The 25,924-nt window shown below is 48.4% G+C and carries 25 protein-coding genes and 1 pseudogene; 13 read left to right on the forward strand and 13 right to left on the reverse strand.

Translation table 11 applies throughout. The annotated features are described in order from the left end of the window. Nucleotides 1-125 precede the first annotated feature (125 nt). From DU002_RS00005 to DU002_RS00015, 3 genes are all read left to right on the forward strand, one after another. Nucleotides 126-449 carry a YrhB domain-containing protein gene (locus DU002_RS00005; RefSeq protein WP_199405127.1) on the forward strand — a complete coding sequence of 108 codons (324 nt, stop codon included), beginning with the start codon at nucleotides 126-128 and terminating at the stop codon, nucleotides 447-449. Nucleotides 450-535: 86 nt separating this feature from the next. After that, complete coding sequence (locus tag DU002_RS00010) at nucleotides 536-925, forward strand: hypothetical protein (RefSeq protein ID WP_147271749.1); 390 nt, start codon at nucleotides 536-538, stop codon at nucleotides 923-925. A 110-nt stretch (nucleotides 926-1,035) separates the two neighbouring features. Further along, on the forward strand, nucleotides 1,036-1,467 hold the full coding sequence (locus DU002_RS00015) for a flavin reductase (protein ID WP_114336307.1): 432 nt from the start codon (nucleotides 1,036-1,038) through the stop codon (nucleotides 1,465-1,467). A 319-nt stretch (nucleotides 1,468-1,786) separates the two neighbouring features. Here DU002_RS00015 and DU002_RS00020 read toward each other — a convergent pair whose 3' ends face one another. After that, on the reverse strand, nucleotides 1,787-2,440 hold the full coding sequence (locus tag DU002_RS00020) for a hypothetical protein (RefSeq protein ID WP_114336308.1): 654 nt from the start codon (nucleotides 2,438-2,440) through the stop codon (nucleotides 1,787-1,789). Nucleotides 2,441-2,598: 158 nt separating this feature from the next. On the opposite strand from DU002_RS00020, the gene DU002_RS00025 reads away from it, so the two are divergent. The 3 genes from DU002_RS00025 to DU002_RS00035 all read left to right on the forward strand — a co-directional run bounded on the left by DU002_RS00025 (nucleotide 2,599) and on the right by DU002_RS00035 (nucleotide 5,653). Next, nucleotides 2,599-2,865, forward strand: coding sequence for a hypothetical protein (locus tag DU002_RS00025; protein ID WP_114336309.1), 267 nt, complete (start codon nucleotides 2,599-2,601; stop codon nucleotides 2,863-2,865). Nucleotides 2,866-3,212: 347 nt separating this feature from the next. Continuing rightward, on the forward strand, nucleotides 3,213-5,087 hold the full coding sequence (locus DU002_RS00030; RefSeq protein ID WP_147271750.1) for a GGDEF domain-containing protein: 1,875 nt from the start codon (nucleotides 3,213-3,215) through the stop codon (nucleotides 5,085-5,087). Between the two features lie 215 nt (nucleotides 5,088-5,302). Next, nucleotides 5,303-5,653 carry a hypothetical protein gene (locus tag DU002_RS00035; RefSeq protein ID WP_114336311.1) on the forward strand — a complete coding sequence of 117 codons (351 nt, stop codon included), beginning with the start codon at nucleotides 5,303-5,305 and terminating at the stop codon, nucleotides 5,651-5,653. 79 nt (nucleotides 5,654-5,732) lie between these two features. Here the strand turns inward: DU002_RS00035 and DU002_RS00040 are convergent. After that, nucleotides 5,733-5,906: pseudogene (locus DU002_RS00040) on the reverse strand (IS30 family transposase); the annotation flags it as partial. A 575-nt stretch (nucleotides 5,907-6,481) separates the two neighbouring features. Further along, nucleotides 6,482-7,156, reverse strand: coding sequence for a glutathione S-transferase (locus tag DU002_RS00045; RefSeq protein WP_114336312.1), 675 nt, complete (start codon nucleotides 7,154-7,156; stop codon nucleotides 6,482-6,484). Nucleotides 7,157-7,286: 130 nt separating this feature from the next. Here DU002_RS00045 and DU002_RS00050 point away from each other — a divergent pair, with 130 nt between their 5' ends. Beyond that, the gene (locus DU002_RS00050) at nucleotides 7,287-9,617 is read left to right on the forward strand and encodes a peptidase U32 family protein (RefSeq protein ID WP_114336313.1); all 2,331 of its coding nucleotides are present in this window, start codon (nucleotides 7,287-7,289) and stop codon (nucleotides 9,615-9,617) included. 43 nt (nucleotides 9,618-9,660) lie between these two features. On the opposite strand, the gene DU002_RS00055 is transcribed toward DU002_RS00050, so the two are convergent. The 3 genes from DU002_RS00055 to DU002_RS00065 all read right to left on the reverse strand — a co-directional run bounded on the left by DU002_RS00055 (nucleotide 9,661) and on the right by DU002_RS00065 (nucleotide 13,320). Further along, nucleotides 9,661-9,843, reverse strand: coding sequence for a hypothetical protein (locus tag DU002_RS00055; RefSeq protein ID WP_114336314.1), 183 nt, complete (start codon nucleotides 9,841-9,843; stop codon nucleotides 9,661-9,663). A 5-nt stretch (nucleotides 9,844-9,848) separates the two neighbouring features. Continuing rightward, nucleotides 9,849-10,973: a sterol desaturase family protein gene (locus DU002_RS00060; protein WP_114336315.1), complete on the reverse strand. Its 1,125-nt coding sequence runs from the start codon at nucleotides 10,971-10,973 to the stop codon at nucleotides 9,849-9,851. 310 nt (nucleotides 10,974-11,283) lie between these two features. Then, the gene (locus DU002_RS00065; protein WP_233496348.1) at nucleotides 11,284-13,320 is read right to left on the reverse strand and encodes a carbohydrate-binding module family 20 domain-containing protein; all 2,037 of its coding nucleotides are present in this window, start codon (nucleotides 13,318-13,320) and stop codon (nucleotides 11,284-11,286) included. Between the two features lie 365 nt (nucleotides 13,321-13,685). Between DU002_RS00065 and DU002_RS00070 the strand changes: the two genes are divergently transcribed. The 5 genes from DU002_RS00070 (at nucleotide 13,686) to DU002_RS00090 (ending at nucleotide 17,216) form a co-directional block, all read left to right on the forward strand. Next, the gene (locus DU002_RS00070; protein ID WP_114336316.1) at nucleotides 13,686-14,240 is read left to right on the forward strand and encodes a hypothetical protein; all 555 of its coding nucleotides are present in this window, start codon (nucleotides 13,686-13,688) and stop codon (nucleotides 14,238-14,240) included. Nucleotides 14,241-14,293: 53 nt separating this feature from the next. Next, the gene (locus DU002_RS00075; protein WP_114336317.1) at nucleotides 14,294-14,845 is read left to right on the forward strand and encodes a GNAT family N-acetyltransferase; all 552 of its coding nucleotides are present in this window, start codon (nucleotides 14,294-14,296) and stop codon (nucleotides 14,843-14,845) included. An 83-nt stretch (nucleotides 14,846-14,928) separates the two neighbouring features. Further along, nucleotides 14,929-15,459 (forward strand): hypothetical protein, encoded by a 531-nt coding sequence (locus tag DU002_RS00080; protein ID WP_114336318.1) that lies wholly within the window; start codon nucleotides 14,929-14,931, stop codon nucleotides 15,457-15,459. Then, nucleotides 15,449-16,003 (forward strand): NUDIX domain-containing protein, encoded by a 555-nt coding sequence (locus DU002_RS00085; protein ID WP_114336319.1) that lies wholly within the window; start codon nucleotides 15,449-15,451, stop codon nucleotides 16,001-16,003. The genes DU002_RS00080 and DU002_RS00085 overlap by 11 nt, the downstream gene beginning before the upstream one ends. Before the next feature lie 97 nt (nucleotides 16,004-16,100). Continuing rightward, nucleotides 16,101-17,216, forward strand: coding sequence for an META domain-containing protein (locus DU002_RS00090; RefSeq protein ID WP_114336320.1), 1,116 nt, complete (start codon nucleotides 16,101-16,103; stop codon nucleotides 17,214-17,216). A 9-nt stretch (nucleotides 17,217-17,225) separates the two neighbouring features. Here DU002_RS00090 and DU002_RS00095 read toward each other — a convergent pair whose 3' ends face one another. Both DU002_RS00095 and DU002_RS00100 read right to left on the reverse strand, forming a co-directional pair. Then, nucleotides 17,226-19,172: a diguanylate cyclase domain-containing protein gene (locus DU002_RS00095; protein ID WP_158537907.1), complete on the reverse strand. Its 1,947-nt coding sequence runs from the start codon at nucleotides 19,170-19,172 to the stop codon at nucleotides 17,226-17,228. 133 nt (nucleotides 19,173-19,305) lie between these two features. Next, nucleotides 19,306-20,334 carry a Glu/Leu/Phe/Val dehydrogenase family protein gene (locus tag DU002_RS00100; RefSeq protein ID WP_114336840.1) on the reverse strand — a complete coding sequence of 343 codons (1,029 nt, stop codon included), beginning with the start codon at nucleotides 20,332-20,334 and terminating at the stop codon, nucleotides 19,306-19,308. A gap of 180 nt (nucleotides 20,335-20,514) precedes the next feature. On the opposite strand from DU002_RS00100, the gene DU002_RS00105 reads away from it, so the two are divergent. Beyond that, nucleotides 20,515-20,940 carry a DUF4826 family protein gene (locus DU002_RS00105; RefSeq protein WP_114336322.1) on the forward strand — a complete coding sequence of 142 codons (426 nt, stop codon included), beginning with the start codon at nucleotides 20,515-20,517 and terminating at the stop codon, nucleotides 20,938-20,940. 12 nt (nucleotides 20,941-20,952) lie between these two features. On the opposite strand, the gene DU002_RS00110 is transcribed toward DU002_RS00105, so the two are convergent. From DU002_RS00110 to mnmA, 5 genes are all read right to left on the reverse strand, one after another. After that, complete coding sequence (locus DU002_RS00110) at nucleotides 20,953-21,417, reverse strand: GNAT family N-acetyltransferase (protein ID WP_114336323.1); 465 nt, start codon at nucleotides 21,415-21,417, stop codon at nucleotides 20,953-20,955. Continuing rightward, entirely contained in the window at nucleotides 21,418-22,578 is a 1,161-nt protein-coding gene (locus DU002_RS00115; RefSeq protein ID WP_114336324.1) for a cupin domain-containing protein, read from the reverse strand. It lies immediately after the preceding gene. 182 nt (nucleotides 22,579-22,760) lie between these two features. After that, nucleotides 22,761-24,131, reverse strand: a complete 1,371-nt coding sequence (gene purB, locus DU002_RS00120) for an adenylosuccinate lyase (RefSeq protein WP_114336325.1) — start codon at nucleotides 24,129-24,131, stop codon at nucleotides 22,761-22,763. Between the two features lie 19 nt (nucleotides 24,132-24,150). Beyond that, on the reverse strand, nucleotides 24,151-24,777 hold the full coding sequence (gene hflD / locus DU002_RS00125) for a high frequency lysogenization protein HflD (RefSeq protein WP_114336326.1): 627 nt from the start codon (nucleotides 24,775-24,777) through the stop codon (nucleotides 24,151-24,153). A gap of 12 nt (nucleotides 24,778-24,789) precedes the next feature. Continuing rightward, on the reverse strand, nucleotides 24,790-25,893 hold the full coding sequence (gene mnmA / locus DU002_RS00130) for a tRNA 2-thiouridine(34) synthase MnmA (RefSeq protein ID WP_114336327.1): 1,104 nt from the start codon (nucleotides 25,891-25,893) through the stop codon (nucleotides 24,790-24,792). Between the last annotated feature and the right edge of the window lie 31 nt (nucleotides 25,894-25,924).

A 25,924-nucleotide genomic window follows, 5' to 3' on the forward strand; every position in this document is an offset into this window, starting at 1 on the left:
GCGCATCCCGACTGCCTCCGTGCAGGGTGAGATAGGATTTGTTTTTGGCGAAATTAATTAGATCAAACCACGGGGTGCGCGTCTACTTTTATGAATTTCCTAGGGATTATGAGGGGATTCGCTAGATGCAGGCGTTATGTGCCATAGAACCTATGACGAAAGAAGAAGCATTGAAGCTCGTTGAAGTTGAATTAGGAAGAGCTAAAGATAAGTGCAACCCAATTGATTGTGTTGTCTTAGAGAAGAAAACCATCGAAAAACCATGGGGCTGGGTGTTCTTTTATCAAAGTAAGGAATATGTAGAGACTGGGAACTTTATTTATATGTTAGGGGGCAATGCTCCGTACATTGTAAACAGACACACTGGTGAGTTAAGTGAAACTGGTACATGCGAGCCTATCGAGTATTACATCGAAGAATATGAAAAGTCTTTGCCACGAGGCACATAACAAGAGCTTGCATCTGATACCAAAAGCTGCGCGGTTTTTGTGTCATTGCTGCGCTGAAGCGGGCGTTATATGCAATGGATAGTGTCGTGAAATTTATCAAGGCCTGTGTATTAGTTTCAGGGCTACTCTTTATCACTTTGTTCTATTTGGAACGTCTTGAGAATCCGAGTATCACTTTTCAGAACTTCGATGAACTCCAGGCATCTGGTTTAATCGAGTCTGGCTGGCTCCCTGCTTACTTTCCAAGATCATCCACAAATATCAAAGAGCAGCACAACATTGATACCAATGAGGTGAATGCAACTTTTCAATATAAAGCCTCAGACTTAATCAATCTTCTAAAGCACTGCCACTTGATCGAAAAAACGGAGCAAAGCCAAAAATTGTTGTGTAATTCACGTTCAAAGCGTACTAATACCTTTACTTTAAATAATGATGGTGCCGGTGAATTTCACAGTAGTTACAATGGCATATAACAAGAGCATCAACGCGCCCACTGTAATTGTTGGCCACGTTTCGCTTCGCTACACAGTATAGCCAACAGTCACTCAGCGCTTATGGCGCCGTTATACCTCACGGAGGATTTATGTTTGTAAATGGAGTTGGTGTAGTCCTTTGTGGAAGTGCAGAAGACTATGTCGGTATGTCTATCGCGTGGCTTACGAAGGTTGAAAAGGATCATGTTCTGATCTCAGTACCTAAAGGCGCACTAGGTACTGAAAAACTACTAGAAGAAGGCCGGTTCACGCTTAGTCTTTTAGCTGAAACTCAAACCGAAATTGCACGCCAATTTGGTGGCAGCAAGCAGAAAGTTGCAGTGGAGAAAGATCAGACTTTTTTGTTTTCAACTGACTGGGGTACGCCGGCTGTTGGCGAGTGTAGCGGGGTATTTCTTTGCGAAGTAATAAGTTCTTCTGAACTAAATGATCAAGTGTTGGTTACAGCGCAATTATCTGGGCCTGTTGCTGCCACAGAACTGAGCCCGCTGGTTTTTCGTAAATCAGACTTCTTCGCTTAGCGCGACGTATAACGATACAAGTCACTAACTCGTCGCTTTGCTCCTCGGGGACAAAGGCTACAGCGCTGCAAGCCGCTGCTGGTAACAAAGAGGCACTCTCCCGGCGTTGATAGATCTAACTATATTGAATGGGCTGTTATCTCGGCGTCACGAATTATCGGGCGAACAACTATTCCGGCCACTGTCACTCTTTGTGCAAAAACCGCACGAAAGACGCCAGTAGCCGGAGGCCGTTGGCACCAGCGTTAGATTGTCATGGCTGAACCAATGAATACTGAAGCAAGTTCAACCTATTCTGGTATGTATGCTTCTTTATAAATCATCGTCTGAGGTGCTGATTGGTGGGTCTATTTTTTGTCAGTAAGAAACGAACAAAACAGAGCCCCATTCCTAGTAGGAAAATGCTTGATGGTGTCGGAACAGGCTGGGGCAAAGGTAGAAATTGGTCAATATTTCGCACTTGTATATCGCCGTTAAAACCTGCGCCTGTATCATCATAAAAATTGATGAATGCCGTTTCTGATATTGAGCCATTGGTGACGGTTAGAATGTCACCAAATGTGAAATCCACTCCGTCATCAAAGAAGTCTTCTACATCCATCTCCCAGCTTAAGAAGTTCGCACTGACAGCACCAAAAGTTGAAGTTTCAAAGGGTTCAAAAGAGGCTAGGTTGACCTCATCTCTTTTCCATTTGAGCGTGTAGATCATCGCCTTGCCATCAGAGGTTTTGAGGATCTTTACCTCTTTAGCTTTTTTCTGATCAGCTTTTGAGAAACTCATCTCAACGATGCCATCTCCATTGCTATCTTTTTTGCCTTGGGTTGCTATCTCTACGCCGCTAATGCTGCGCAAAATGGCTGTTGCGTCGGTGTTTTTATCGACACTTATTTTAATCAATCCTGCTTGTGCTGAAAATGGCAAAACAAGTAGCGCCAGCCCCAATACAAGTATGTATTTGCTTATGACGTTCATCAGCATATCTCCAGTCAATTAGAAGTAAGAAAGCTTCCAAGAACACTCGAAATGGAGCATTTAGCACATCAAATAAGAGGTTTTTCTCTGTATGGCTTTTTGAGGCGTAACAACATGCGGCGTTTGCCATTTTCTATATCTGAAATTATAGCTGCTATATGAGTACACTGAGCTTACACCCACGCAAAGTGAACAGCGCTAAGCGCCTTTCATCGCTGTTTAAGTGGTACAGGCAAGTCGCTGCTGGTAACAAAGAGTCACTCAGATCTAACTATACCGAGGCAGTTGTCCTCGTGGCGTCATACTACCGTGTGCGGTGCGATTACTTTGTTTTAGCCTCGCTTGAATTAGAAGAGGTATTTGTCTCATTTGACCAAGCGCTGGAAGCAGTGCAAACAGTGACGGCTAATCCTAAACGACAATAGCGGGGTCTACAGCAGGTTTATAACGGCTCTGCTAAACCTCTGCACATTTGCTTTAGTTTTGGCAAGCACGAAAACTGTTGGTCTAGGGCTTTGCTCTGGTGTGCATTAGAACGAAGCTATTTACTTGGCGGAACCTATTTGCGGCATCAACATCCTGACGATGGCTAAAATTTCATTAGATAGATCACACCTTTGTCATTGAACCGGTTCTGCCGCACCGGGATATCTCTAATAGTGTGAATTACCGCATTCGTTGCCAGATGGGATTTCCCTTATAGTTTCAGCATTCATCGGCAGTTCTCTATTTCACTGTTGATTCGCAACTCTATTTATCGAGATCCTATTTGTTGACCCGAAGAAAACCGATAACCACTTGGCTATCAGCTGTTCTGTTATTGCTATCCATGTTGACCTTTGCGGTAGATGCTGCGGCAGATGATGCTGCGACCTTGGTTGAGATCAACTCGATAAGACAGTTGATCAAAGAGGGCGATATTGGTCATGCCAAATTGCGGTTTCAGGGGGTAGAGCGCCCAGAAGATGATTACGCCAGCTGGATGGCTGAGTACTATCTGACTGAGGCAGAGTTGATGTTTGCCCTGAACCCCACTGAAGTTCGAGAGATCCGGGCTGTGATCGGTTTGGCCCAAGGGGAACTCTCTTTACGGATCGGCTCGCCGCTATATGCGGATGTATGGCTATTACAACTGCGCCTGAATGCGACAGATCGTGAACTGGATTCGGTCATGAGCCAAATTGACCAGGTCGTAGAGTTAGCGGTAAGCCACAAACGTCCAGAGCTTGCGATAGAAGCGCTGTTGTTTGCCGCCGAGTTAACGAATGAATATGGATTCAATTTGCTTGGTTTTGAGCTGCTTCAGCGTGCATCCGCCATTGAGTCAGGTTTAGGCTCTGCGCGGATGGAAGCGGAACTCGCCCTTGCTTATGGTAAGTTTTATGGTTCCACGCTCATTTTAAAACGTTCAATATCAGAGTTGAATCTAGCGCTTGATTACTTCAAGTTGCACGGACCGTTTCGACGCTATATTGATAGCCATATTGCGATTGGTCAAAGCTACTTTCTAACGTCAGATTACCAACAAGCAGAAGCGCATATATTGCTGGCGGAACGGCTGGCCAGTGAATCGGATCTTGCCGCTCAGCACCGCGACTCTGCATACGCATTGGCCAGAATACGTTTGGCGCAAGGAGAGTGGCTACAAGCACGCGAATATGCCCTGAAAGCATTAGCCCTTAGCATTTCTCTGACTGATCAGTTTGATTTCTTTAAGATGCGCAGCAAAATCGCGCTGGCGCAAAACGACCTATGGACGGCAGAAGCCGCGCTAAATCGTGCTTTCCAGCACTACAACCAACTTCCTCAATCAAAGCAGGAGACCCACAGCGGAATTGAAGTGTGGCAATTGTCTGCAATGCTGGCCGCGGGCAAGGAGCGCTTTCAACAGGCTTGGCACTACGCCCAAAAATATGAGGCGCTTGAACAACAGGCGCAACGAAAAGTCGGTACTAGTGGTATCGAAAGCCTATTGATTGAACTGGATGTGACGCAATTAAATAGTCGTAACCGCCGTCTGCTTGATAGCAACCACGAGTATCAAACAAAATTGGCGGTTGCAGCAGAACGCTTGCGTATGCAGAACATCATTGATCTGCTGACGGTAATTCTTGTCGTATTCATGATCGCTTTCTTTGCTCGCCTGGTTTACGAGAAGCGGCGTTTGGCGCTGCTTGCCAATACCGACGCTCTGACCGGACTAAATAATCGTCGAGTGGGTTTGGAGCGCACGCAAACCTGGTTAAGCCAACACCCCGATAAAGAATTAAGCGTTGTGCTTATTGATATCGACTTTTTTAAGAAAGTTAATGACCAACATGGGCACCAAGTGGGGGATCAGGTGTTACAGCAGTTTGCGCAGATCCTGCGTGACCATTGTCGCGGCAAAGATATCGTTGCTCGTTTAGGCGGTGAGGAGTTTCTGTTGGCGCTTCCTTGTGATCAACATAATGCAATGCAACGCGCCGAAGCGTTGCGAGCGAGCTGTGAACAAGCGCAGTTTTCCAATGGCCTACGTGTTACCGCCAGTTTTGGTGTGGTCGTCGGCAAAGGTCATCCGTTCGAACTGCTGTATGAAAAAGCCGACCAAGCGCTCTATCAAGCGAAGCGTGAACGGAATAAGGTGGAGCTGGTTTCGATAGCGTGAGCGTCGTTGAATCTTTCTTGCGTACAGAAACGAACCTCATAACGCCGCATTCTCGTTTTCACCGGCACAGATGGATGCAGGTAGTCTCCTCTTCCTGCTAACTGCTTGATAGTTATAAAGTCGAGAGCGTATATTGGTGAGGTGGTTGATTGGCCGACGCTGCGGCTTGGTGATAATTCTGTCTAATATGCTGTAAGCAGCATCAAGGAGTTTGGATGAACTTTCAGGAACTGTCGGAAAAGGAGATATTGGATATAGCAACTCCAATTATGGACAATTTGATGCAAGCATCAACTGACATTGACCACCCCAAGCATGTTCAAGACTTTACGGATAGAGCTAAGGCAATCGTCACCAAAGAGCATCTTGAATGGGTATGTGAAAAATACCAATCTGAAAAAGGTACATGGGGAAAGCGAGAACTTGTTGCTGTTTTAAAACGCCCAGATTCTGCAGCTGTTATTTGGAAACAATTCTGTTCTAAAGTCGAAGGTGAATATGTAGCCGAGATCGTTTTAGTTCATCAGAATGGTAGGTTTTTAGTAGATCATGCCATGGTGTTCTAATACTCCTAGTATCAAGTTTGAAGTGCAACAGTAGCGGTTAGTGTTCATTGAATACCTCTTCAGATGTTTTGTAGCCTAATCATTTTCTCGGACGGTTGTTCAATCGCTTGGCGATAGATTCACAGTCTGCTTGCGTTATTGATGCCATCGATGTGCCTTTAGGCAGGTACTGCCGTATCAGGCCGTTGGTATTTTCATTAGTGCCTCGCTCCCAAGAGTGGTGAGAATTAGCGAAGTAGAATGTCGTTTTGGTGGCAGTGTTACCCAAGCGTTAATACGGTCTGAGGGTTTTATTATGAATAAAGATCAACTCTGCAGAATGTTAGAACATGACCAAGGTTTAAGTTGTTCAGTGTGTAGGAAAGAGAGCAAGAAGCACTGGACTAACTCAGGTGGCCTAGAAAACGACCTGACCAAGGTTGGTGACGTTGAACCCGAAGATAGTAGGGGGTACGACGAATATAAAGAACAAGGTTCAAACCCTTTTTCGGAGACTGCGCCGCTTAGCCTATCTTATTACCCCTATAACTGTAGTAGCGTATATAAATGTGGCTCCTGTCATGCTGTCATCTTAATCTATTTAGAGACCGGTGGTCATGGTGCAAGGTATCAAGCAAGGTGGGCTCAAAGTGGCTTGGAGATAACGCCCTAATCTAGGCATGTAGCTCAGCCACTGAGTGGCTTAGGCATCTTTCTAGGTTCGTTTTGTATTTACCACTTACGTCAGCACAAAGCGCTGTAAGCTAAGTTTGCCGTTGATGGCTATGCTGGTGGAGCGCTTTATAAATACCTGTGTGGCAGTTTGAGGTATTGTCTGTTCCCTGATCTTTATCCCCCAAAAACAATCTCCTCACGATTCTCCAGCCACAGTGGGTGCTTTGCCATGACTTTGGTGAAAAAGGGGCTCTGCAAGTAGCTGTTCAGCCATCGCCTTAGGTTAGGGTAGGCAGACTGCAAGTACCACTGACGCTCTACTTGGGCGAATTGACGGATAAAGGGTAGCAGGGCGATGTCGGCCAGACCCTCTTGGTTATTGAATAAAAAGGCGTTGTTGATTAAGCGGTTTTCGAGCTGTTTTATATATTTCTCACAATCTATTCTGCACTCAATCATGTTGTCTTCATGATAGCGCTTGGCGCATCTATATTTTTCTAAGCAGGTTTTAAACTCACTGTCGAATATATGAATCAGACCTAGCATCTCAGTTAGGGCATGCGGAATCTCTTTTTGTAAGAGATTATCTGGGTCTGATTGGTGTAGCGCCCAAAGCATCACGTCTAAGCTTTCGTCGATGACGCTGCCATCGCTAAGCACTACAACTGGCACGGTGGCTTTAGGTGAGGCTTCGATCATCTCTTTGGGCTTATCGCTTAACACGACATTTCGCAGGGCGACAGGCTGTTTGGCCTTAAAAATCGACATGCGAGCACGCATCGCGTAGGGACAGTTTCTGAGTGAATAAAGCACGGGTAGCGCGCTAGCCTGGCTGTTGTCTGGGTTCATTGTTTTCGACTTGTTTTGATCTGGGAGTGACCCGCATAGCAAGCCACTTTAAGGTATTAATCAGAGAAATACATGAGTAATATTGCGCCCTTGATACTAAGCCGACTGACTTGCTGGATCCCCTTGCCACATGACTCCTAAAATCGAATTGTTAGCGCCCGGTGGCGACATTGATGCCATTAAAGCCGCAATCATAGCGGGTGCGGATGCCGTTTATTGTGGTTTGGATACCTTTAATGCACGAAATCGTGCCGCTAACATTTCATTTGATGAGTTGGTCGGTGTCATTCGGTTAGCGCATCACTATGACTGCAAAATCTTTTTGACGCTTAATATCGTTATATTGGAGCGCGAGTTTAAGCCGTTAGTTAAGTTACTGAGTCGGTTGGCGAATACCACTCTTGATGGTGTGATTGTGCAAGACTTAGGCTTGCTTTATGTGCTTAATGAGTACTTTCCGTCATTGGATATCCATGCCTCGACCCAGTTAACTACACACAGTGTTGGTCAAATACCTTTCCTTAAACGGTTCGGCGTGTCGCGTGTGAATCTGTCCAGAGAATTAAACCTACGTGAAATCACTGCCATGGCGAGCGCTGGGCGTGAACACGATGTGCTGACAGAGGTGTTTGTTCACGGGTCATTGTGTATCGCCTTTTCTGGCCTCTGTTATTCCACATCCGCCAGCGCTGGGAACTCAGGTAACCGTGGCCGTTGCAGCCAAGCGTGTCGAGAAGAGTATGAAACGACGCCATCGGGTAATAACTTTCCGCTAAATATTAAAGATAATTCAGCCTTCTTCGACTTACCTAAGCTTATCGATGCTGGGGTGCACTCTTTCAAAGTGGAAGGGCGGATTAAAGGCGCTGGCTATGTTCATACGGTGATTGATAGCTTCCGCAAGCAAATTGATGGTTTTGTTGCTACGGGCGAATTGCTCGAGGACGGTGAGCGACTTTATAAAGTCTTTAACCGTGATTTTTCCAACGCCTTCTTGCGTGGTGATCTAAACCAATCGATGTTTATTGAGAACCCGCGCGATAACTCTAAGTCTTACGCCATTGAGCAAAGCAATGCTATCTCTGTTGTTGAGATCCAAGAAGTTGAGCAGACGTTGGGGGATGAGAAAGAGCAAATCAATGTCGATGTATCCGAGAAAATAAAGCATTTATCGATAGAGAAGATATCCCTGCGTATCAAATTTTCTGGCTCCGTCGGTCGCCCTTTATCGATCACTTGCGTTACCCAAGCGTATATTCCCGGCAGTCTCTCGCCAGAGGAAAAAACGGTCACGCTGCAATCTCAGGGCGTGTTGGTGGCAGCGAAAGAGAACTGCATCGATCAAAGCGCCATTGAAAAACGGTTTAATAGCTTTAATAACGCCAGCTTTGACTTGATAGCGCTAGAGTCAGACGGGGTAGAGGAGGGCGTTAGCATTCCTTTTAAAGAGTTATCACGGTTGAAAAGAGAGCTGCATGCGGTTTTGACGAATAACACTCCTGTTTATGCTGAAGTGACTCTGCCCAAGCTGGCACGTCATCGTAAAAATGAAGACGTTAGCGCGGGCTCAGGTGCCAGTGAGTCGGCAGCTAACCCAGCCAAGCTCTCCATTTTGATTTGTGACGATACCGATTTGGATCTGTCGCATGTCACTGATGCCGACATCTACTTCAAGTTGCCTGATGCCTATAAGCGGGGCTGCACCAAGTATGTTGATTTCTTCAATGAAAACCCCAATCTGATTCCGTGGTTTCCTGCTGTATTGATCGGCAAAGATTTTGATGTGGCACTAAATATTCTGGAGCAGGTGAAGCCGCCGCTGATCGTGACAAACAACACCGGGATCGCCAACCGGGCATTTGAGCTGGGCATCAAATGGATCGCCGGTCCGTTCTTAAATACAACCAATTCATACAGCTTGCTGGCGATGAAAGAATACTTTGATTGTGCGGGTGCGTTTATCTCCAATGAGATAAGCCAGCAGCAAATGAAGTCAATTGCCCGGCCCGAAAACTTCAAGCTGTTCTACAGCATTTACCATCCGATTTTGCTGATGACCAGCAGGCAGTGCTTCTTTCAGCAGAGTGTGGGGTGTGAGAAGCCACGTATAGATAATGGTTGTATGTTGTCTTGTGATAAGTCGACCAGCATTACCAACGTGAAGGGAGCGTCTTTTGCTATTGATAAGCAAAAAGCGGGCTACCCCAGTATTTACAACAGTGATCAGTTTTTGAATATGGCGATCATTAGCGAGCTGTCAGATCTGTTTGATGGTTTCATGATCGACCTGACCAATATCGGCTCTGGTGGCAAAGAGATGCCAGACAAAGCCACTCTGATTAAACAGTTTGAACACCTACTCAATGAGCAAGGCTCATCCGCAGCATATGAGACTGCGCAAGCGACCATCAACGATATGGTGATTGAGTCGACCAATACGCAGTATCACAAGGGGCTGTAATCTCCCGAGATTTACGCTTCTGAGTTTAATATGGCTAGCCGGCTTATGAGTCTCCTTTAAGTCGGCTAATGCCTACGTAGAGCAGGCCAATGGTCAGTACTATCGGGAGCAAAGGATTTCTTCCTTCTGCTTCCGGTTGTACTTCGATAAATAGATTGTATCCAATCCACCCGCCAAGTATTAATCCCAAGCCTAAACAGATAATGCCAAATAGTTTTCCTAGCATCTGGTTTACTTCCCTTTAAACGGATAGAGCAACTGGCCAATGAACGTGCGCGGTAACCGTGATGTGGTGCCGTAGTGCGCAGGCCAATGTTGGGTTGGCATGTGGTAGGTGCCAAATAGGCGGTCAAACAGCGGGGTATGGGCGCTGTAGTTGGTATCTAACGCCGGTTTTTCCGAACTATGGTGCCAATGGTGGTATTGCGGTGTGACCAGCAAATACTTGATAGGACCAAATGGAATGCCGAGGTTACTGTGGATGATGATCGCCTGCAGGGCGGCAAAGGTGACGTAGAGATCCAGTGCTTCTTTGCTTGGTGCTAACAGATACAGCGGGATCATCACCAATGAGCGTTCGATAAACACCTGCACGACGTGGCCGCGAGAGCCTGCCAGCCAATCCATGCACTCTACTGAATGATGTACGGCGTGAATTCGCCACAGTTTTGGGAGCTCATGGAAGATCCTGTGTTCCCAGTACAGAACGAAATCAGCACAAATAATGATCAGCACCACCTGTCCCCACAAGGGGATGGATTGGATAAAGCTTTGTAGATCTGCACTGACGGCCCAGTTGAAGTGGCTAACAAAGAAGTTCGCGACCAGCAAGATCACTGAAATCAGTAGATGATTAAAACAGAAATAGAAAAAATCCAATCCCCACTCTTCCCGCAGGATCACTTGTTCTTTGTATTTGGGAAACAGTTTTTCTAGCGTGGTAAACACGATAGTGGAGCCGAGAAACGCCAAGATCAGCCAGTCGACACCTAAAGAAAGTGGCGCAGGATCAACCGGACCCACCGGGATCATATAGCCACCTAAAGCAAAGCTGATCAGGGTTAGGCTGATCCCTGTTGCTCCCATGCGTTTACGTTTGTTGAGGGCAAATGTCATTACGCCAAAAAATAGTGAGAAGTACATGGCGTATTTCAGCAGGTGTTGTAACGATTCTGCATTGTAGGCTGCGCGTAATTCAGGCGTGGTGAGATACGAAGGGTATAGGTAGGCAAGCACCGCCAATAGGCTTAATCCGCCGAGAAACATTGATAGGTAGCCACTGATGCGGCCTTGGCCGACCACAAACATTTTTTCGGTACGCGGGGTAACCTGGCGTTGCTGGTATTGGTAACTCATAAACGATCTATCTTCCTTAATCTAAACGCGTGAGTACGTTGCCTGTTGCTCCGTTGGCGTAACTATTGGCGTGTCCGTGACTTGCGCTGGTTGCGCTACTATAACGACACTGCTGTCTGGGAGACAAATCTAATCTGAATTGCTGATATTTGCAGTTGCCTGTGTGGCGGGTTGTTGCACAGGAAAAAATCAGATGCACGGTCAGCGGAATATTTTGTGATCGTTTCAGGGCGGTTGGGTAAGTATGGGGCTATTCAAATGAGCCCGCAGATGCGGGCTCATTTTATCATCGTGCAGTGGCTAGTTACGATCAGAAGGCGCCGTCGGCGCTCTGAGTTTGACCGGAATTAAAGCCATTGTTACTGCCGTTTTGCCAATTAAGGCCTGCAATAGCATTGTTCTCTTCCCGCTTTAAGCATTTCCATTCAAAGTCAGTGTTATTGGGCAGATTAATACTGCCACTCCAACTGGGGTAGCTGGTGGGATCTAACTTCACTGCTTGGGCTGGGTCCCAGTTGCCGAGTTTGTCATGGTTGCCTACCACATAAACACTTTGTCCCATGTAGGTATCCCCGTTGTGACAGGTAAAGTTGATATCGACCGTGGTTGTTTGTGTGCCTTTAAAGCTAATGGCAGTACTGGTGCCAGCACTGCCGCTATGGAAGAGCTGAGATTGCGAGGATGCCTGCCGCGCATCGGGATCTTGCTCGTCGCGTTTCAGGCAGGCCCAGCTGATATCCATATTGGCGGGTACATCAATAGTACCTGTCCACGTAGGGTAGGCGGTTGGGTCCAGTTTAATTGCCTGCGCTGGGTTATTGTTGCCAAGGGCAGGGGTGTTGCCGGTGACATAAACGCTTTGGCCCCAGTCGGTTTCAGCGTCAGCACAACTAAAGTTGACCGGCACTTCTGGAGGGCAGACACCGCCGTCGCAGCTGCAATCGAGACCATAGACATCACAGGGATCTTGGATCATTGCGCCGACATGGATAGCCGATGCTGACATAGCCGGCACCGAGAAGTGTGCATTACCCGCCCCATCAACCGTAATGATAGGACCTGTACAGGTGAACTTGTTGCTGTTGAAATCGCCATTGATGATGTCACAGTAGTCACCTTGCGGCATGTCGGTCGCAAAGGTTCGATCTAAGGTTTGATTACCTTCCCTGTTAATCGCGACAAAGCCTAAGCCGCCGCGGCTAAAGGCGATCTGATGATTGCCGTTGTCCCACCAACGCGAGGCCACAAACTGTTCTGCGGTATGGTTTCTGAAGCTCACCATATTGGCGATGCCGCGCCAACGATGTTCACATACCCAGTCACCGTCAAAGCAGCCATTGCCACTGTAGGCACCGCTGGATGGTGGACCTTGGTCATGGTCGTCAAAGTAGTAGCTAGACATTACTTTGGGATAACCATAGGGGTAGGCCAGCATGAAAACATTACCCAGATGATAGGCGTCACCATCTTTGTAAGTCAGGGTGTCGTTGGTTTTTTGCCGCTGATCATCGTGATTGTCAGTAAATATCACCGCGTTGTCTGATGGCAGCCAGCCACCCCAATGGGTGTCGATGTTTTTCAGATCTGCGATGGGACCTCGACCTTTAAAATAGTGGCCCATCGTACGTTCGAAGTTGAATTCAGTGACATCGCCCAGGTGCGTGTATTCAGAGGGCTGGATCGGCTCATCGGCCGCGCCAATCACTTCCTGGAAGATATATGGATTACCTTGAACTTTATTCAGGATCGCTTCGATATCTTGCACCGGTATATGTTTGGCAGCATCAATTCGGAACCCTTTGACGCCCATAAAGATCAGGTCGTTAAAGTAGTCGGCGATCTTTTGGCGAACATACTCGTTTTCTGTTGCCAGATCGTTCAGGCCGACCAGATCGCAATTTTGTACCTGCCAACGGTTGCTGTAATCGATAGGCGTGGTGCAGCTATGAAAATGCTCGTTGTAGTAGGGGACGGAGGGAAAGTAGCGGTCGTGGGCTGCCATGTGGTTGATCACCATGTCGGCGTAGATATCAACCCCAACACTATTACAGCGCGCCACCATGTTCATAAATTCGGAGCGGCTGCCGCTACGGCTTTCGATGTTGTAGCTCACCGGCTGATAGCGCGTCCACCATGGTGATCCGCCGACATGTTCCTGTGGCGGTGATATCTGCACCGCACTGAAACCTTTCGGGCCCAAGTGCTGTTCGCACTCGATACCGATTTCATTCCAGCTCCATTCAAATAAGTGTACAAAAGCTGTCCTTGGCGCCGCCTGGACATTGCTTACCATACTGGCAGCGCCCAGTATCAGGGCTGCTGCCGCTGATGGGAGTTTGTTGTTCATTCCATTAATCCTGTTTCTTATGTTTATTTTTTACAGACCTCCCGCCCTTGTGAGCGGTAACATCAGGCTAGTTTTTGACTTGCTCAGCGTCAAAATTTGGTCGTTTGAATTGTGAAGATTCTCTCGGCGGGCAAAATTTATTCGCACTGTGGTGCGTAAGTTCAAGCTTGGTGAGAGGACTTACATTGGCAGAATGGCCTTTGCTGTGCCGCTCAGGTGCTGTGATTTAGTCAAGCGATTGGCGTCTAGTTTGGCTGTGATACGAAACAGATTGTGGCGCTGATATGGGGGCATCAATAGATTCTGTCGGTTTGAAACCATATACTGCTTTGCAGTTGTATTTTAGGCAAAAGGTGTCGCACGGAATGAAGCGAGAATTACTGGTTATGCTGACACTTGTGTCAGTGGTTGCTTGCAGTAGTACAGACGATGAGGTGCCAGAGCAGGTATTTAAAGGAGAGCAGCTTATCCAACCCATGCCTTTGCCTGGTGGAACCTGGGAGCGATTTATCTATACCTACCCTGATGCAAAGAGGATTAACTGGGGTTTGGTCGGTAAAAAGGATGTGCTGGAAGTCGTCGAGTTTTTTGGTGAAGAGTTAGGCGATCTCGCTGCTTATCGGATGCGCCAGGACAAAGCGGATGCGGCCAAATGTGCCAGCTTTGAATCTGAGTTGTTAGATACGGTGGTCAGGAACGGCTATCAGGAGATGTTATGGCAGACTCAGTGTGTAGAGCTGGAAACGGAAAGATCACTATTTAGCTATCATCTGTCTATCTCCGGTCATGACTCTTTTTTCGTACTTTCGCGTCGCTGGCCTGACATGCCTAAGCAATCATCGAAGAATGCGTGGTTGGATTATTTCTCCGACGTCATGTTATGTGATGACCGACTTGAAGCGCGTCCTTGTCCATATTAGTCAGGCATCAATAATCAGGCGGCGTTCACACCTTGGAGTTAAAGAGGAAAGCGATGGATCCTATCTCTATCACCTGTGGCGAACAGCAATTTTCCCTCCGCTTGTTGCATCGTGATGATGGCGCTGCGCTGGCTCGCTACTTTGCTCAAATGGGCGAGGATACGCGCCGCCGCTTTGGCCCTCATCCCTTGACGGAAGCATTTGCTGACGAACTGGTACAGAAGGTTGATGACAGCGCTGACCGCTTTGTGATGACCACCGATGATGGCAGGATCGCGGCTTATTTCATTTTTGAGCGGCAAGCTTTTCCCCATGAGATGCAACGTTATGCAGAGCAAGGCATTGTTTTGGCCGCTGGTCAGGACATCAGTTTTGCACCCTCAGTGGCTGATGCATATCAGAACAGTGGTGTTGCCTCTGCGGCAATGCCGGCACTGATTGGTTATGCCCGCAGTATGGGCGCCAAATCATTGGTGTTAATGGGCGGGACACAGGCCACGAATGAGCGTGCTGTGCGCTTCTATGAGAAGTTCGGTTTTCGTCGTCATGGCGGTTACCAAACCGAACTGTATAATCATGATATGCGGTTACTCCTCACGGAATAGATAAGATTAGGGGAAGGTATACTTGTGTTTGTTACTAAATTAACTGACCCTAGTTTTATTGATCATCATGTGGAGGGCGCGTAATGGACCATGTCACTAACGCTGTAGAACTCTCTGCATTGGAAGTGCCCGATTATTTCCCTTCATGGTTAAAGCCGTTAAGGGCTTTTCCTATTGTTCAGCATCTGATGTCATCTCCAAAGCTTTCTGGGCAGGATATGGCGACTTTAGTGGCGAGCTGGCCTTGGCCTGAACCCGATGCTGAACAGACATCTGATGATAGTCCCCATTTTCGTTATAGAAATACTGACAATGATGAACAGTTTTTAAGCTGGCTTGCGGCCACCGATTGGCCTCAGGCGGGTGAGTGCTGGGTGTGGTTATGTCAGGAGAGTCCACTGTTACGTTGCCCGGTCTCTATGGTCATGCCGCTGTTACAAGAAGTGCGAGAAGCGCTGCATGCCAGCACTGATTTCTCATTGGCGATTGTTGATGTTGATGGTCGCTATGGATTGATCATGGACACTTATGTGGGTTATTTGCCCGGCGACGATGAACTACATGAACCGATTGTTCACGAAGTGACTGATTGGGGTCTGAGCAGTGTCGAATGACAGTCTGAATGACAAAGGGCAGGTGAGTTCCACACTGTGGCGCTATTGCCCACAGTGTGCCAGCCAAAGTATCAGTGTGACTGAGGGCAAGGCGTTACAATGCGGTGATTGTGGCTTTCTCTATTTTCATAATGTGGCGGCTGCTGCAGGGGTTTTGATACGTTGCGGCGATCAGTTTCTATTTGCTGAACGGGCGAAGCAACCTTCGCTAGGTATGCTCGATCTCCCCGGTGGTTTTGTTGATGCTGATGAGTCATTAGAGCAGGGCTTGTGCCGAGAGCTCAATGAGGAGCTAGGGTTAGCGTTAAAGCCCGATGCGTTGACCTACTTGGGGTCTATGCACAACCGCTATCTCTATGCCGAGGTTGAATACTGTACCGTCGATGCGATCTTTTCCCTCACCTTGGCCGACAAACCCAATCTGGTGGCTAAAGATGATATCTCTGCGTTTCAATGGCTGACGCGGCAACAAGCTGCCAGTGTCCGCTTTGCTTTTCCTGCCGTTGAACAGGCGGTTGCTCGCTGGGTGTTATCAGCCAAGTAAGCTAAATGCTTCTGTGGCTTGGTTTGAGCTTTCGCATGAATCTATTTCTATTAAAACAATATAGCGTCTATCACGCTTGACCCCCATCGGAGCAGCAATGCAGTTAAACAGGTTTTGGATGTGGTGTGGCGTTATCTTGTCTGGCACAGTGCTGATCGCTTGTGAGCCAGCGAACAAGGTCACACCGGAGAGTGCCAGCAGTTTGATGGTGCCGCAGGATAAGGCTGTTGTCACCGCTCCTGTCGCCATGATGCAACCTTTGGTGGTTGATCGCTATGTCAGCTTTTATGGTGAGATCCATTGTGATGTTTGTATAGAGAAAACGATGACGGTCACGTTGCGACCCGATTATCGTTATCTGCTCAAAGTGGAATCGGCAGATCCATCGGTTGAAACTGCATTTCAACTGGGTTACTGGCAACAAATGATGGAGAGTGGTCGCCAGACCATCAAGCTGCTTGCTACCCCTTATCAATTTGCCGTTTCATCGTCCCATCAATTGCACCTGATTGCTCCCGCTAGCTTAACCTCTGATGATCCGCAAAATCATAGCGTTTTGGCGCAGAGCAACGAGCACCTGCACTCAAAGCCACTACCGATATTTGCTGTGTATCGATATATGGCAGACGCTGCGATGATGCTGGAGTGTGGCTCTGCATTGCGTTTGCCTGTACTACAGCAGGGAGACAGCCTGGCGCTTGAGCAAGCCTATTTGGCGGCTGTAGAGACACCTGGACAACCTTTGGTGGTGGCGTTACAAGCGTCCATTGTTGCTACGCCAGGAGAGGAAGGTGGCGATGAACGTTGGCTTGTCGAATCGTTTGAAGCGATTAGTGCCTTGAACTCCTGTGAGGCAAAGTTGGCAGAGCCTGGGGTTAGCCACACTTATTGGAAACTGCTATCTATCGATGGTCAGCAGATTCTGACACCAGAAAACCGTAGGGAGATACATCTTGTGTTGGGTGCTGATGGCAGAGCGCATGGTTTTGCTGGTTGTAATCGATTTTTTGCCCAATATGAGTTGTCTGGCGAGCAACTTCAGATTGATGCTATCGGTGGTACTAAGATGGCATGTCCCGATGATATGGCAGCAGAGAAAGCGTTCTTAGCCGCTCTTGGGGTGATTGACAGCTTTAAGATCGAAGGGCAAAAACTGACCTTACTGCAAAACGGTTCGCCGTTAATGCAACTGGAAGCTGTCTATCTTTACTGAGGTAGAGGGCTAGTCGGTTTGTTTGGCATCACTTGGAGCCACAATAAACCGATTCTTGCCTTGCTCTTTTGCCACATACAGCGCTTGGTCTGCAGATTTCACCATGTCGTCGGCCACGAAAGAACCTGGCGGAATGATGGTGACGCCAATACTGACGGTAATGGCGGTGGCGAACTCTTCCAGTTGCAAAGGAGCTGAGATCCGTTGCAGTAGTTGTTCCGCCAAATGATGCACATCGTCCGGCGTTGCCAGTTGCTCTAGCAGCAGTGCGAACTCATCTCCGCCCAATCGTGCGACAGTATCACCTTCGCGTACCACTGCTCGGATCCGCTTACCGACCTGGACTAGTAATTTGTCACCTGCAGGGTGGCCGTGGGCATCGTTAATGGCTTTGAAGCCGTCGAGATCCAGCATCAACAGCGCGGCGTATTGTGTTCTTCGCGTGGCGAGCGTGTGTTCTAGCCGTTCTTGTAGCAGGGCGCGATTGGCAAGCCCGGTAAGGCTGTCGTGGAAAGCCAAATAGGTCAGTTGCTTGGTGCGACTCTTCAGGTGTTTTAGTTCGGTGACATCATGCCCTGATGAGAAGTAGTAGGTTCGATGGCCATCATTCAAACTCTTAAAAGGTGTGATCACTTTCTCTTCGTAGTAAACCGAACCATCTTTGCGTCGGTTAACGAAGATAGATTGGAACGTTTGCCCTGATTCTATTTTTTTCCAAAGCTGTTTGTAGAAAGAGTCATCATGGTAGCCAGACTTCAGCATATTGACTGATCTGCCGAGGCACTCTTTTTGGCTGTAACCGGTGACTTGTTCAAATGCTGGGTTTACATAACTGATATAGCCGCGCTCATCAGTGAGACAGATGATCTCCTGACTCTCTTCGATGATCTGGGCAAGCCGCGCCATCTTCGCAACCGTGCGGCGTTGGCGTTGACTGACAATATGCCAACGGTAGGCAGCAATAATTGCGATTAGAAGGAGACCTAAGAGTATCGGTCCACCAAGCTTTGCCCGCTGGTTTGCGTAAGGGGTGAGGTTGCTTAACGGCATAGTGGAGACGACTTTGAAAAAACTCTCTTCTAGATCCAACGACGCAATGCTCTGATCTTTCGCTAACCGCTGATAGCTAATCACATCGTGGAGGTAGAGGCGGTCTTTGCCCTGGGCTACGCCGCGAGAGTTTCTAACGGGCATCGGCCAGATAGTGCCCAGTTGATCACTTCGAGTATCACTTGTTTCAGCGTCTATTTCACCAAATAACCACAACCCTTCGCCGTTGACGAAACTGAGGTGGCCATCAACGGAATTGTCCAAAGAAACCAGGTGCTGGCGTAGGTGCTCGCCGTTGAGATTGATTACGACCCCACCAACAAATCTGTTGTCGTTGTCATAAAGTGGCATCGAAAAGCGGATCACCGGTCGAAATGGGCGCTCAATTTTGCCGTGCTCACGATTGAAGTCAAAACGGGAAATATGCACAGTCTGCGGACTTACCTTAGCCAAACGCTGAAAATAGCGCTGACCTGATTTACTCTGCAGGCGTTGACCAGTGGTGAGTTTGCTGAGGTTGCCTTTGACTTCTACTCTGACTACCTCTTTGCCGACAGCGTTGATCTGTCTGACTTGATGGTAGCGTGGGTGATGCTTGGCAAACTGCAGCAGCAGGCTCTGCGCTTCATTGGTTTTTTCTGATTCACTGAGTCCTTTCGATTTTGCTATCAGCGACAGTCGGCTTTGTAGGAAACGAACGTCTGAGATGGCGCGGTTGAGATCCTCTTCTAAATTGGTGGTAAGCAGCTGCAGAACTTTGCGTTCTTGAGTCAGGTGGCGATCTTGCTCTAGTTGCTTGGTATAAAAATGCAGAGCAACAGCAATCACCGCCAGGATGATGGAAACAAACCAGAGCCATAAATAACCGCGGCTGGGGGAAGACTCTGTGCCTACCAATTGACTCAATTTAGAATTCTCTTGATTTGAATGGGCGGGGCAAGATGCCCACTTCAACGAAAAATCACTATGATTCATCTCAAATATCATTGAGATAGTAACCAAGCGGGGCTATTTACCCAACTTGATTACTATAGCAATTTTATTTCGCGGCCAGTATTTCTTGCGCAAGTTGATCGGCTAATTCGCCAGTGGGTCGATTTTCTTGGCTGGCACGTTGATAGAGAGTGCTTAGCGTATCGTATATCTTTTCTACTTTTGTATTGGCTTTATTTGCACAGTAGCCGCTGCGCTCAAATGAGATATTGATAATACCTCCGGCGTTAATGACGTAATCCGGCGCGTACAGGATCCCAGCATCGGTGAGCGCCTGATCAATGTCCGGCGTGGCTAACTGGTTATTGGCACAGCCAGCGACGATCTTCGCTTTCAGTCGTGGTAACGTCTGACTATTCAAAGTCGCGCCCAGTGCACATGGGGCGTAGATATCGACCTCTTGATCGTAAATCTCGGCTGGCTCAACGACGGTGGCGCTGAAGTCATTTACAACCCGGTTCAGGTTAGCTTGATTCACATCGGTAACGATCAACTTCGCGCCAGCATTGGCTAAGTGTTTGCAGAGGTAATAACCGACGTGGCCGACCCCCTGCACAGCAACCGATTTACCCTCCAAACTATCACTGCCGGTCAGGTGTTTTACTGAGGCTTGAATGCCGACGAAGGTACCTGTGGCAGTAAAAGGTGAAGGATCACCGCTGGTATGTTCGAGACCAGCAACAAAGTTAGTCTCTTTTGCTACTTCGGCAATATCTGCCGGTGTGATTCCTACATCTTCGGCGGTGTAGTAGCGACCACCAATGCGAGCGACCGCGCGACCAAAAGCCTGCATCATCTCCGGGGTTTTCATGTTGCGGTCGGCGATAATGACCGCTTTGCCGCCGCCAAAGCCAACACCAGCAACGGCGTTTTTATAGGTCATGCCGCGGCTTAGTCGGAGTGCGTCTGTCAACGCTTCCTTATCGTCAGCATAGCGCCACAGTCGGCAACCACCGACAGCGGGGCCGAGTTTGGTGCTGTGTACTGCAATAATGGCCTTTAAGCCTGTAGCAGCGTCACTGAAATAAGCGACTTCTTCATGGTTATCGAATGCATTTAGATCGAAAAAAGACACGTAGTTACCCTTATTTACGCCGAATATGTGAACCATATCACTGTCGGTGGAAAGCATCTACTACAGGTGCTTGGCATTTTTTCTGCGGCTGTCATTCAGGCTTTACAAAAAGGTCATTCGCGCTTGAAGTCAGCGCTACTGTGTCATAAGGTTGCTGGCGATTGATTGGGAGGATGTTTGATGTCGGAAGCAGAAGAAAAACGGGACGCATTGCAGGGTTGGGTGCGAGAGCAGTTTCAGAAGGCGCAAAAACATTTAGCGTCGAAAGGCATCGTGCCCGCTCAAGTATTAGAGAAAGAGAGCCGCTATTTACCGCCTTTGGTTTCTATCTGGAAGATTGTGACTGCTGATAAGCCGGCACAAACAGTTTGGGTGATCAGTGGCGACCTGCCAACTGACCATGTTGAAGTGGGTGCTGCCGCCACAGCGCGTGATGCATTGCGCTATTTTGGTTTACGCTGGCAGCTTCAGGCCGAGCAGTTGTTTCAAGAGCCAAACAAAGATAAAACCAAGGTAGATTTCGCTAATTTGCTGGTGAGCCGAGCGGAAGGGTTGGCACAGCTGCATGAAAATGATGCGCTGTGGGCTAATGAAGGCCAGGCGTAGTTACCTGCTGCTTTAGTGATGCTGATCTGACTGGTCAAGCTCGGTGATTTTGCCGAGCTTGCACTTCATCCGCTGTCTTGGGATCCCCGCTTCCATAAATACTGGGGCGATCGCCTTAAACCCCTGCCGCTTAAAGTTGTCAGTGGCTTCCAGTGCGCTGTTAATAAATACGGCGTCCATCTGTTCCTTACGCGCGATATCTAGCAGCGCGTTCACTACAGCTTTGGCAACCCCTTTGCCCCGTGCCGGTATGATGACGGCGATACGACCAATATGACCGTTAGGTAACAAACGCCCTGAAGCGATTGGGTTTTGCGCTTCATCAACGGCGAGGATATGAAAGGCGTTTATATCCAGATCGTCAAACTCGATAGATTCAGGGATACGCCACTCGCAGCAAAATACTCGGTGACGAACCTGAAAAAGTGCATCTTTGGCAGCAAGCCAGTGGACTTGCCGGACTTCGTAGTGACTCATTTATTCTTCAAACAGTAAACCCTGATTAACAAGTGTAGTCAGTACTTCGGTGAATAGTGAACTATTGTCGGTTAACGCTAAGCGTTCTGCGTCGAACTGCAAGTTGTCGGCCAGGATCTGTTTATCATTTACTGATAGTTTTGAGTCAAAGCGTTCGCCGTTGATATAAAGCTCACCCGGTTGAAACAGCGCCGGCTTGTTGCAATAGAGCGCTTTTACGCCACTGTGCCAAGTGAGTGAGTGACCTTCCGCTAATAGGCTTGCAACATCTTCACTGGCTAGCGCTGGCTCGGGAGTGTCTATGGCAACAGTGCGATTAGGCGTTGATAGCTGTGCCAGTAAAAAAGGATAGAGTAGGGCATCATCTTCTAACAAAGCGCGCATGCTGGCTTTCAATGTTTGCATATCTGCTGTGGATAGTTCGCCGTGGTGGCTAAACAGCGCTTGGCGTCCAGCATCGCTAAAACGCTGTTCACCCAGCTCATTGTCGACCATGTAGTCAGCCAGGCCATTAAAAAGATCGCGCTGACTGGGAGCGCGAAAGCCGACTGAGTAGTTCAGTGATGGCTCAATGGCGTAACCTTCATGGGGGCAGCCAGGAGGAATATAGAGAATATCCCCGGGCAGCAGCTCTGCATCGATAATCGCTTTGAACGGCTTGACCTGAAGCAGATCTGGATGAGGGCAGTGGGCTTGGGTCGGCTGGTGCTCACCGACGCGCCAATGGCGTTTACCTTGACCCTGAATAATAAAGACATCGTACTGGTCGAGGTGTGGTCCAACACCCCCTCCCGGCATAGAGAAACTGACCATTAGGTCATCGATACGCCAGCTGGGGATAAAACGAAATGCGTTAAGCAGCGTTGCCGAATCGGGGATCCAGTGGTCGACCGCTTGCACTAGCAAGCTCCAATCGGTTTCTGTCAGCTGGGAAAAATCATCGAATGGACCATGGCGAACTTGCCAATTGGTTTTGTCAGTGTGGCTGACAATACGGCTGTCTACCTCTTCCTCCTGGGCTAAACCGGCTAAATCATCTGCGTCGATGGGATCGACAAACTGAGCGAATCCCTGTCGGATCAGCAGGGGCTTTTTCTGCCAATATTCAGCAAGGAATTGTTCTAAGTCGAGGGTCAGTTGATAGCGGGCAGAGCTGCTCATGGTAGTAAGCCTTGTTGGTGGCAGGTTGAAGAGGTTTGAGGCGAGTGTCGTGCGCGCCTCATGGGTGCTTGTTTACTGAGGTTATCTAACTAATTGGAATCGCGCCAGTTGTGCTTCTTTTCTGGCTCGTAGGCATAAAAAAACCACCTGAACTCAGGTGGTTTTTTTGCCCAGATAAACGTCTATTTCAGGTCGTCAACAAAAGCGATGGCGCGACCGATATAGTTCGCTGGTGTCATCGCTTTCAGATCGACTTTAACTGACGCTGGTAGCTCCAGGTTATCGATGAACTCAGCCATTGCTTGCTGGTCAACACGCTTGCCGCGAGTTAACTCTTTCAGCTTTTCGTATGGCTTTTCGATGCCGTAGCGACGCATGACTGTTTGAATTGGCTCGGCCAATACTTCCCAGTTCTGGTCTAACTCTGCCAGCAGGTTGACTTCATTCACCTGCAGCTTGCTGATCCCTTTCAGGGTAGCTTGATATGCGATCACTGCATGGGCTACACCAACGCCCAAGTTACGCAGGACGGTAGAGTCAGTCAGATCGCGCTGCCAGCGGCTGATTGGCAGTTTGGTCGCCAAGTGGCCGAACAGTGCATTGGCGATGCCTAAGTTACCTTCCGAGTTTTCAAAATCGATAGGGTTAACTTTATGCGGCATGGTGGATGAACCGATTTCACCGGCAATGGTTTTCTGTTTGAAGTGACCTAAAGCAATATAGCCCCAAACATCACGATCGAAGTCGATCAGTACGGTGTTGAAACGAGCAATGGCATCGAAGATTTCCGCGATATAGTCATGAGGCTCAATCTGGGTGGTGTATGGGTTCCAGGTGAGGCCTAAGCTAGTCACGAACTCTTCAGAAAACTTGTGCCAATCCAGTTCAGGATAAGCAGAGATGTGGGCGTTGTAGTTACCGACCGCGCCATTGATTTTGCCTAATAGCTCAACGGCATTGATCTGGGCGATCTGGCGCTGCATACGGATATAGACGTTGGCCATCTCTTTGCCGAGCGTTGAAGGCGATGCTGGCTGTCCATGGGTACGTGACATCAGCGGAATGCTCTTGTATTCGAAAGCGAGTGCTTTAACGGCATCGCTAACTTCGTTGAGCATAGGTACCAATACCAGGTCGCGGGCTTCGCTAAGCATCAGGCCGTGAGACAGGTTGTTGATATCTTCTGAGGTACAGGCGAAGTGGATAAACTCTGATACCGCAGCTAATTCAGCCAGGCTTTCGGTTTTTTCTTTCAGGAAGTACTCAACCGCTTTTACGTCGTGGTTGGTGGTACGTTCAATCTCTTTGACACGCAGCGCGTCAGCTTCACAAAAGTCAGTGACGATGGCATCAAGCAGGGCATTGGCTTGCGCTGAAAATGCTGGTACTTCCGCTATTTCCGCAGTGGCGGCGAGTTTTTGCAACCAACGCACTTCAACTGTGACGCGGTATTTAACCAAGCCGAATTCGCTGAAGATGCTGCGCAGTGCATCGACCTTGTTGCCGTAGCGACCGTCAACCGGTGAAATGGCGGTTAAACTGGATAATTGCATGTTTGCTCCTGCTAGAGAGTTAGATTACCTGGGTTTGGAGGTAACGGGCTGTGTCCAATATTTTTTTACGACTTAATAGTAATTGTCGACGTTTACCGCCAACTTGTCGCCACAGTACGGCTGCACGTAGGCCTGCCAGCAGCGACGCACGGATCTGGTTCTGACACAGATCCTGCTTCAGATAGGTGGGTGAACCTGCGACCTGGATCCGCGGCCCCAAGGGGCTGATCAAGTCACTGTAGATAGCTGCCATATTGCGCACCACTTGTGCGTCGATCTCCGCGTTGTGATCTACCTGTCTTTTTACTTGAGAGATCCGTTCGCCCAACATGGCTAAAAGGCCACGTTGTTGCGACACCTTACGTTCAAGGCTAAGCAGATTGACAACGTATCGGGTTAGCTCGGCGTCTTTCGAATCACCACTGGGGTTGAGTTGGTTGACCAACGTATTAATTCCCATTTTGAGATTGGCTGAACCGCCGAAGACATCTTCCGTCGATTTGGGATCGGTGACTAAGATACTGCTGAGCGTGGTCTGCAGGGCCTCGTTGTCGGCCTGACCTGTTTTAGCGATCTGTTGTACTAAAGCGGTGGCCTGACAGATGCCAGAAAAACTAATCACTTGGTCAATCAACGGTGTGCTCAAGGTCTACTCCTATTAATCCCTGATAGGTGAGTCGATGATGGCGCCGCCAAGGCAAACATCACCTTGATACACCACGACTGACTGTCCAGGGGTGACGGCTGCTTGCGGCTCGTCGAATCGTACTTCGATTGTATCTTCGCTCAACCGTTTTAGCGTACAAGGCACATCGGTTTGGCGATAACGGGTTTTTACCGTACAGCGTAATGTATCTTGTGGGCCTTTCCGATCCACCCAATGCAACTGGTCGGCGACCAATCCGTTGCTATACAGGCGAGGGTGATCATGCCCTTGGGCAACTAGCAATACATTTCTTTCGAGGTCTTTATCAACCACATACCAGGGGTTGTCATTGCTATTCTTTAAACCACCAATTCCCAAGCCCTTGCGTTGGCCTAAGGTGTGATACATCAACCCTTGGTGTTCGCCAATAATGTCACCGTCGACTGTTTCTATCTTGCCGGGCTGTGCCGGTAAGTAACGCGCCAGAAAATCACGAAACTTACGTTCGCCGATAAAACAGATGCCAGTGCTGTCTTTTTTCTTTGCGGTGACTAGATCCTGCTGTTCGGCGATCCTGCGTACTTCAGGTTTCTCTAACTCACCGACCGGAAACAGGGTTTGTGCGATATGTTGCTCAGCCAACGTATAAAGAAAGTAGCTTTGATCTTTGTTGTTATCTAGTCCACGCAACATCTGCCATTTGCCGTCCACTTGCCCGCGTCTGACGTAGTGACCGGTAGCGATGTAATCAGCACCGAGTGCCTCAGCGGCAAACTCAAGAAAGGCTTTAAATTTGATTTCGCGGTTGCACATGATGTCGGGATTGGGCGTGCGCCCCGCTTTGTATTCAGCGAGGAAATACTCGAATACATTATCCCAGTATTCGGCGGCGAAATTGACCGTATGCAGTTCAATGCCCAATTTATCGCAAACCGCCTGCGCATCTTCTAGATCTTCGGCGGCAGCGCAGTACTCGTCGTTGTCATCCTCTTCCCAGTTTTTCATAAACAACCCTTCGACCTGATACCCCTGCTGGAGCAGCAGGTATGCCGATACGGAACTGTCTACGCCGCCGGACATGCCGACGATAACTTTGGTTTGACTGTTGTCTGTCATATAGGAAAAAACCGCCAAGGATCTAAGTGAA

The sequence above is a fragment of the Corallincola holothuriorum genome, assembly GCF_003336225.1.
GTDB classification, from domain to species: domain Bacteria; phylum Pseudomonadota; class Gammaproteobacteria; order Enterobacterales; family Neiellaceae; genus Corallincola; species Corallincola holothuriorum.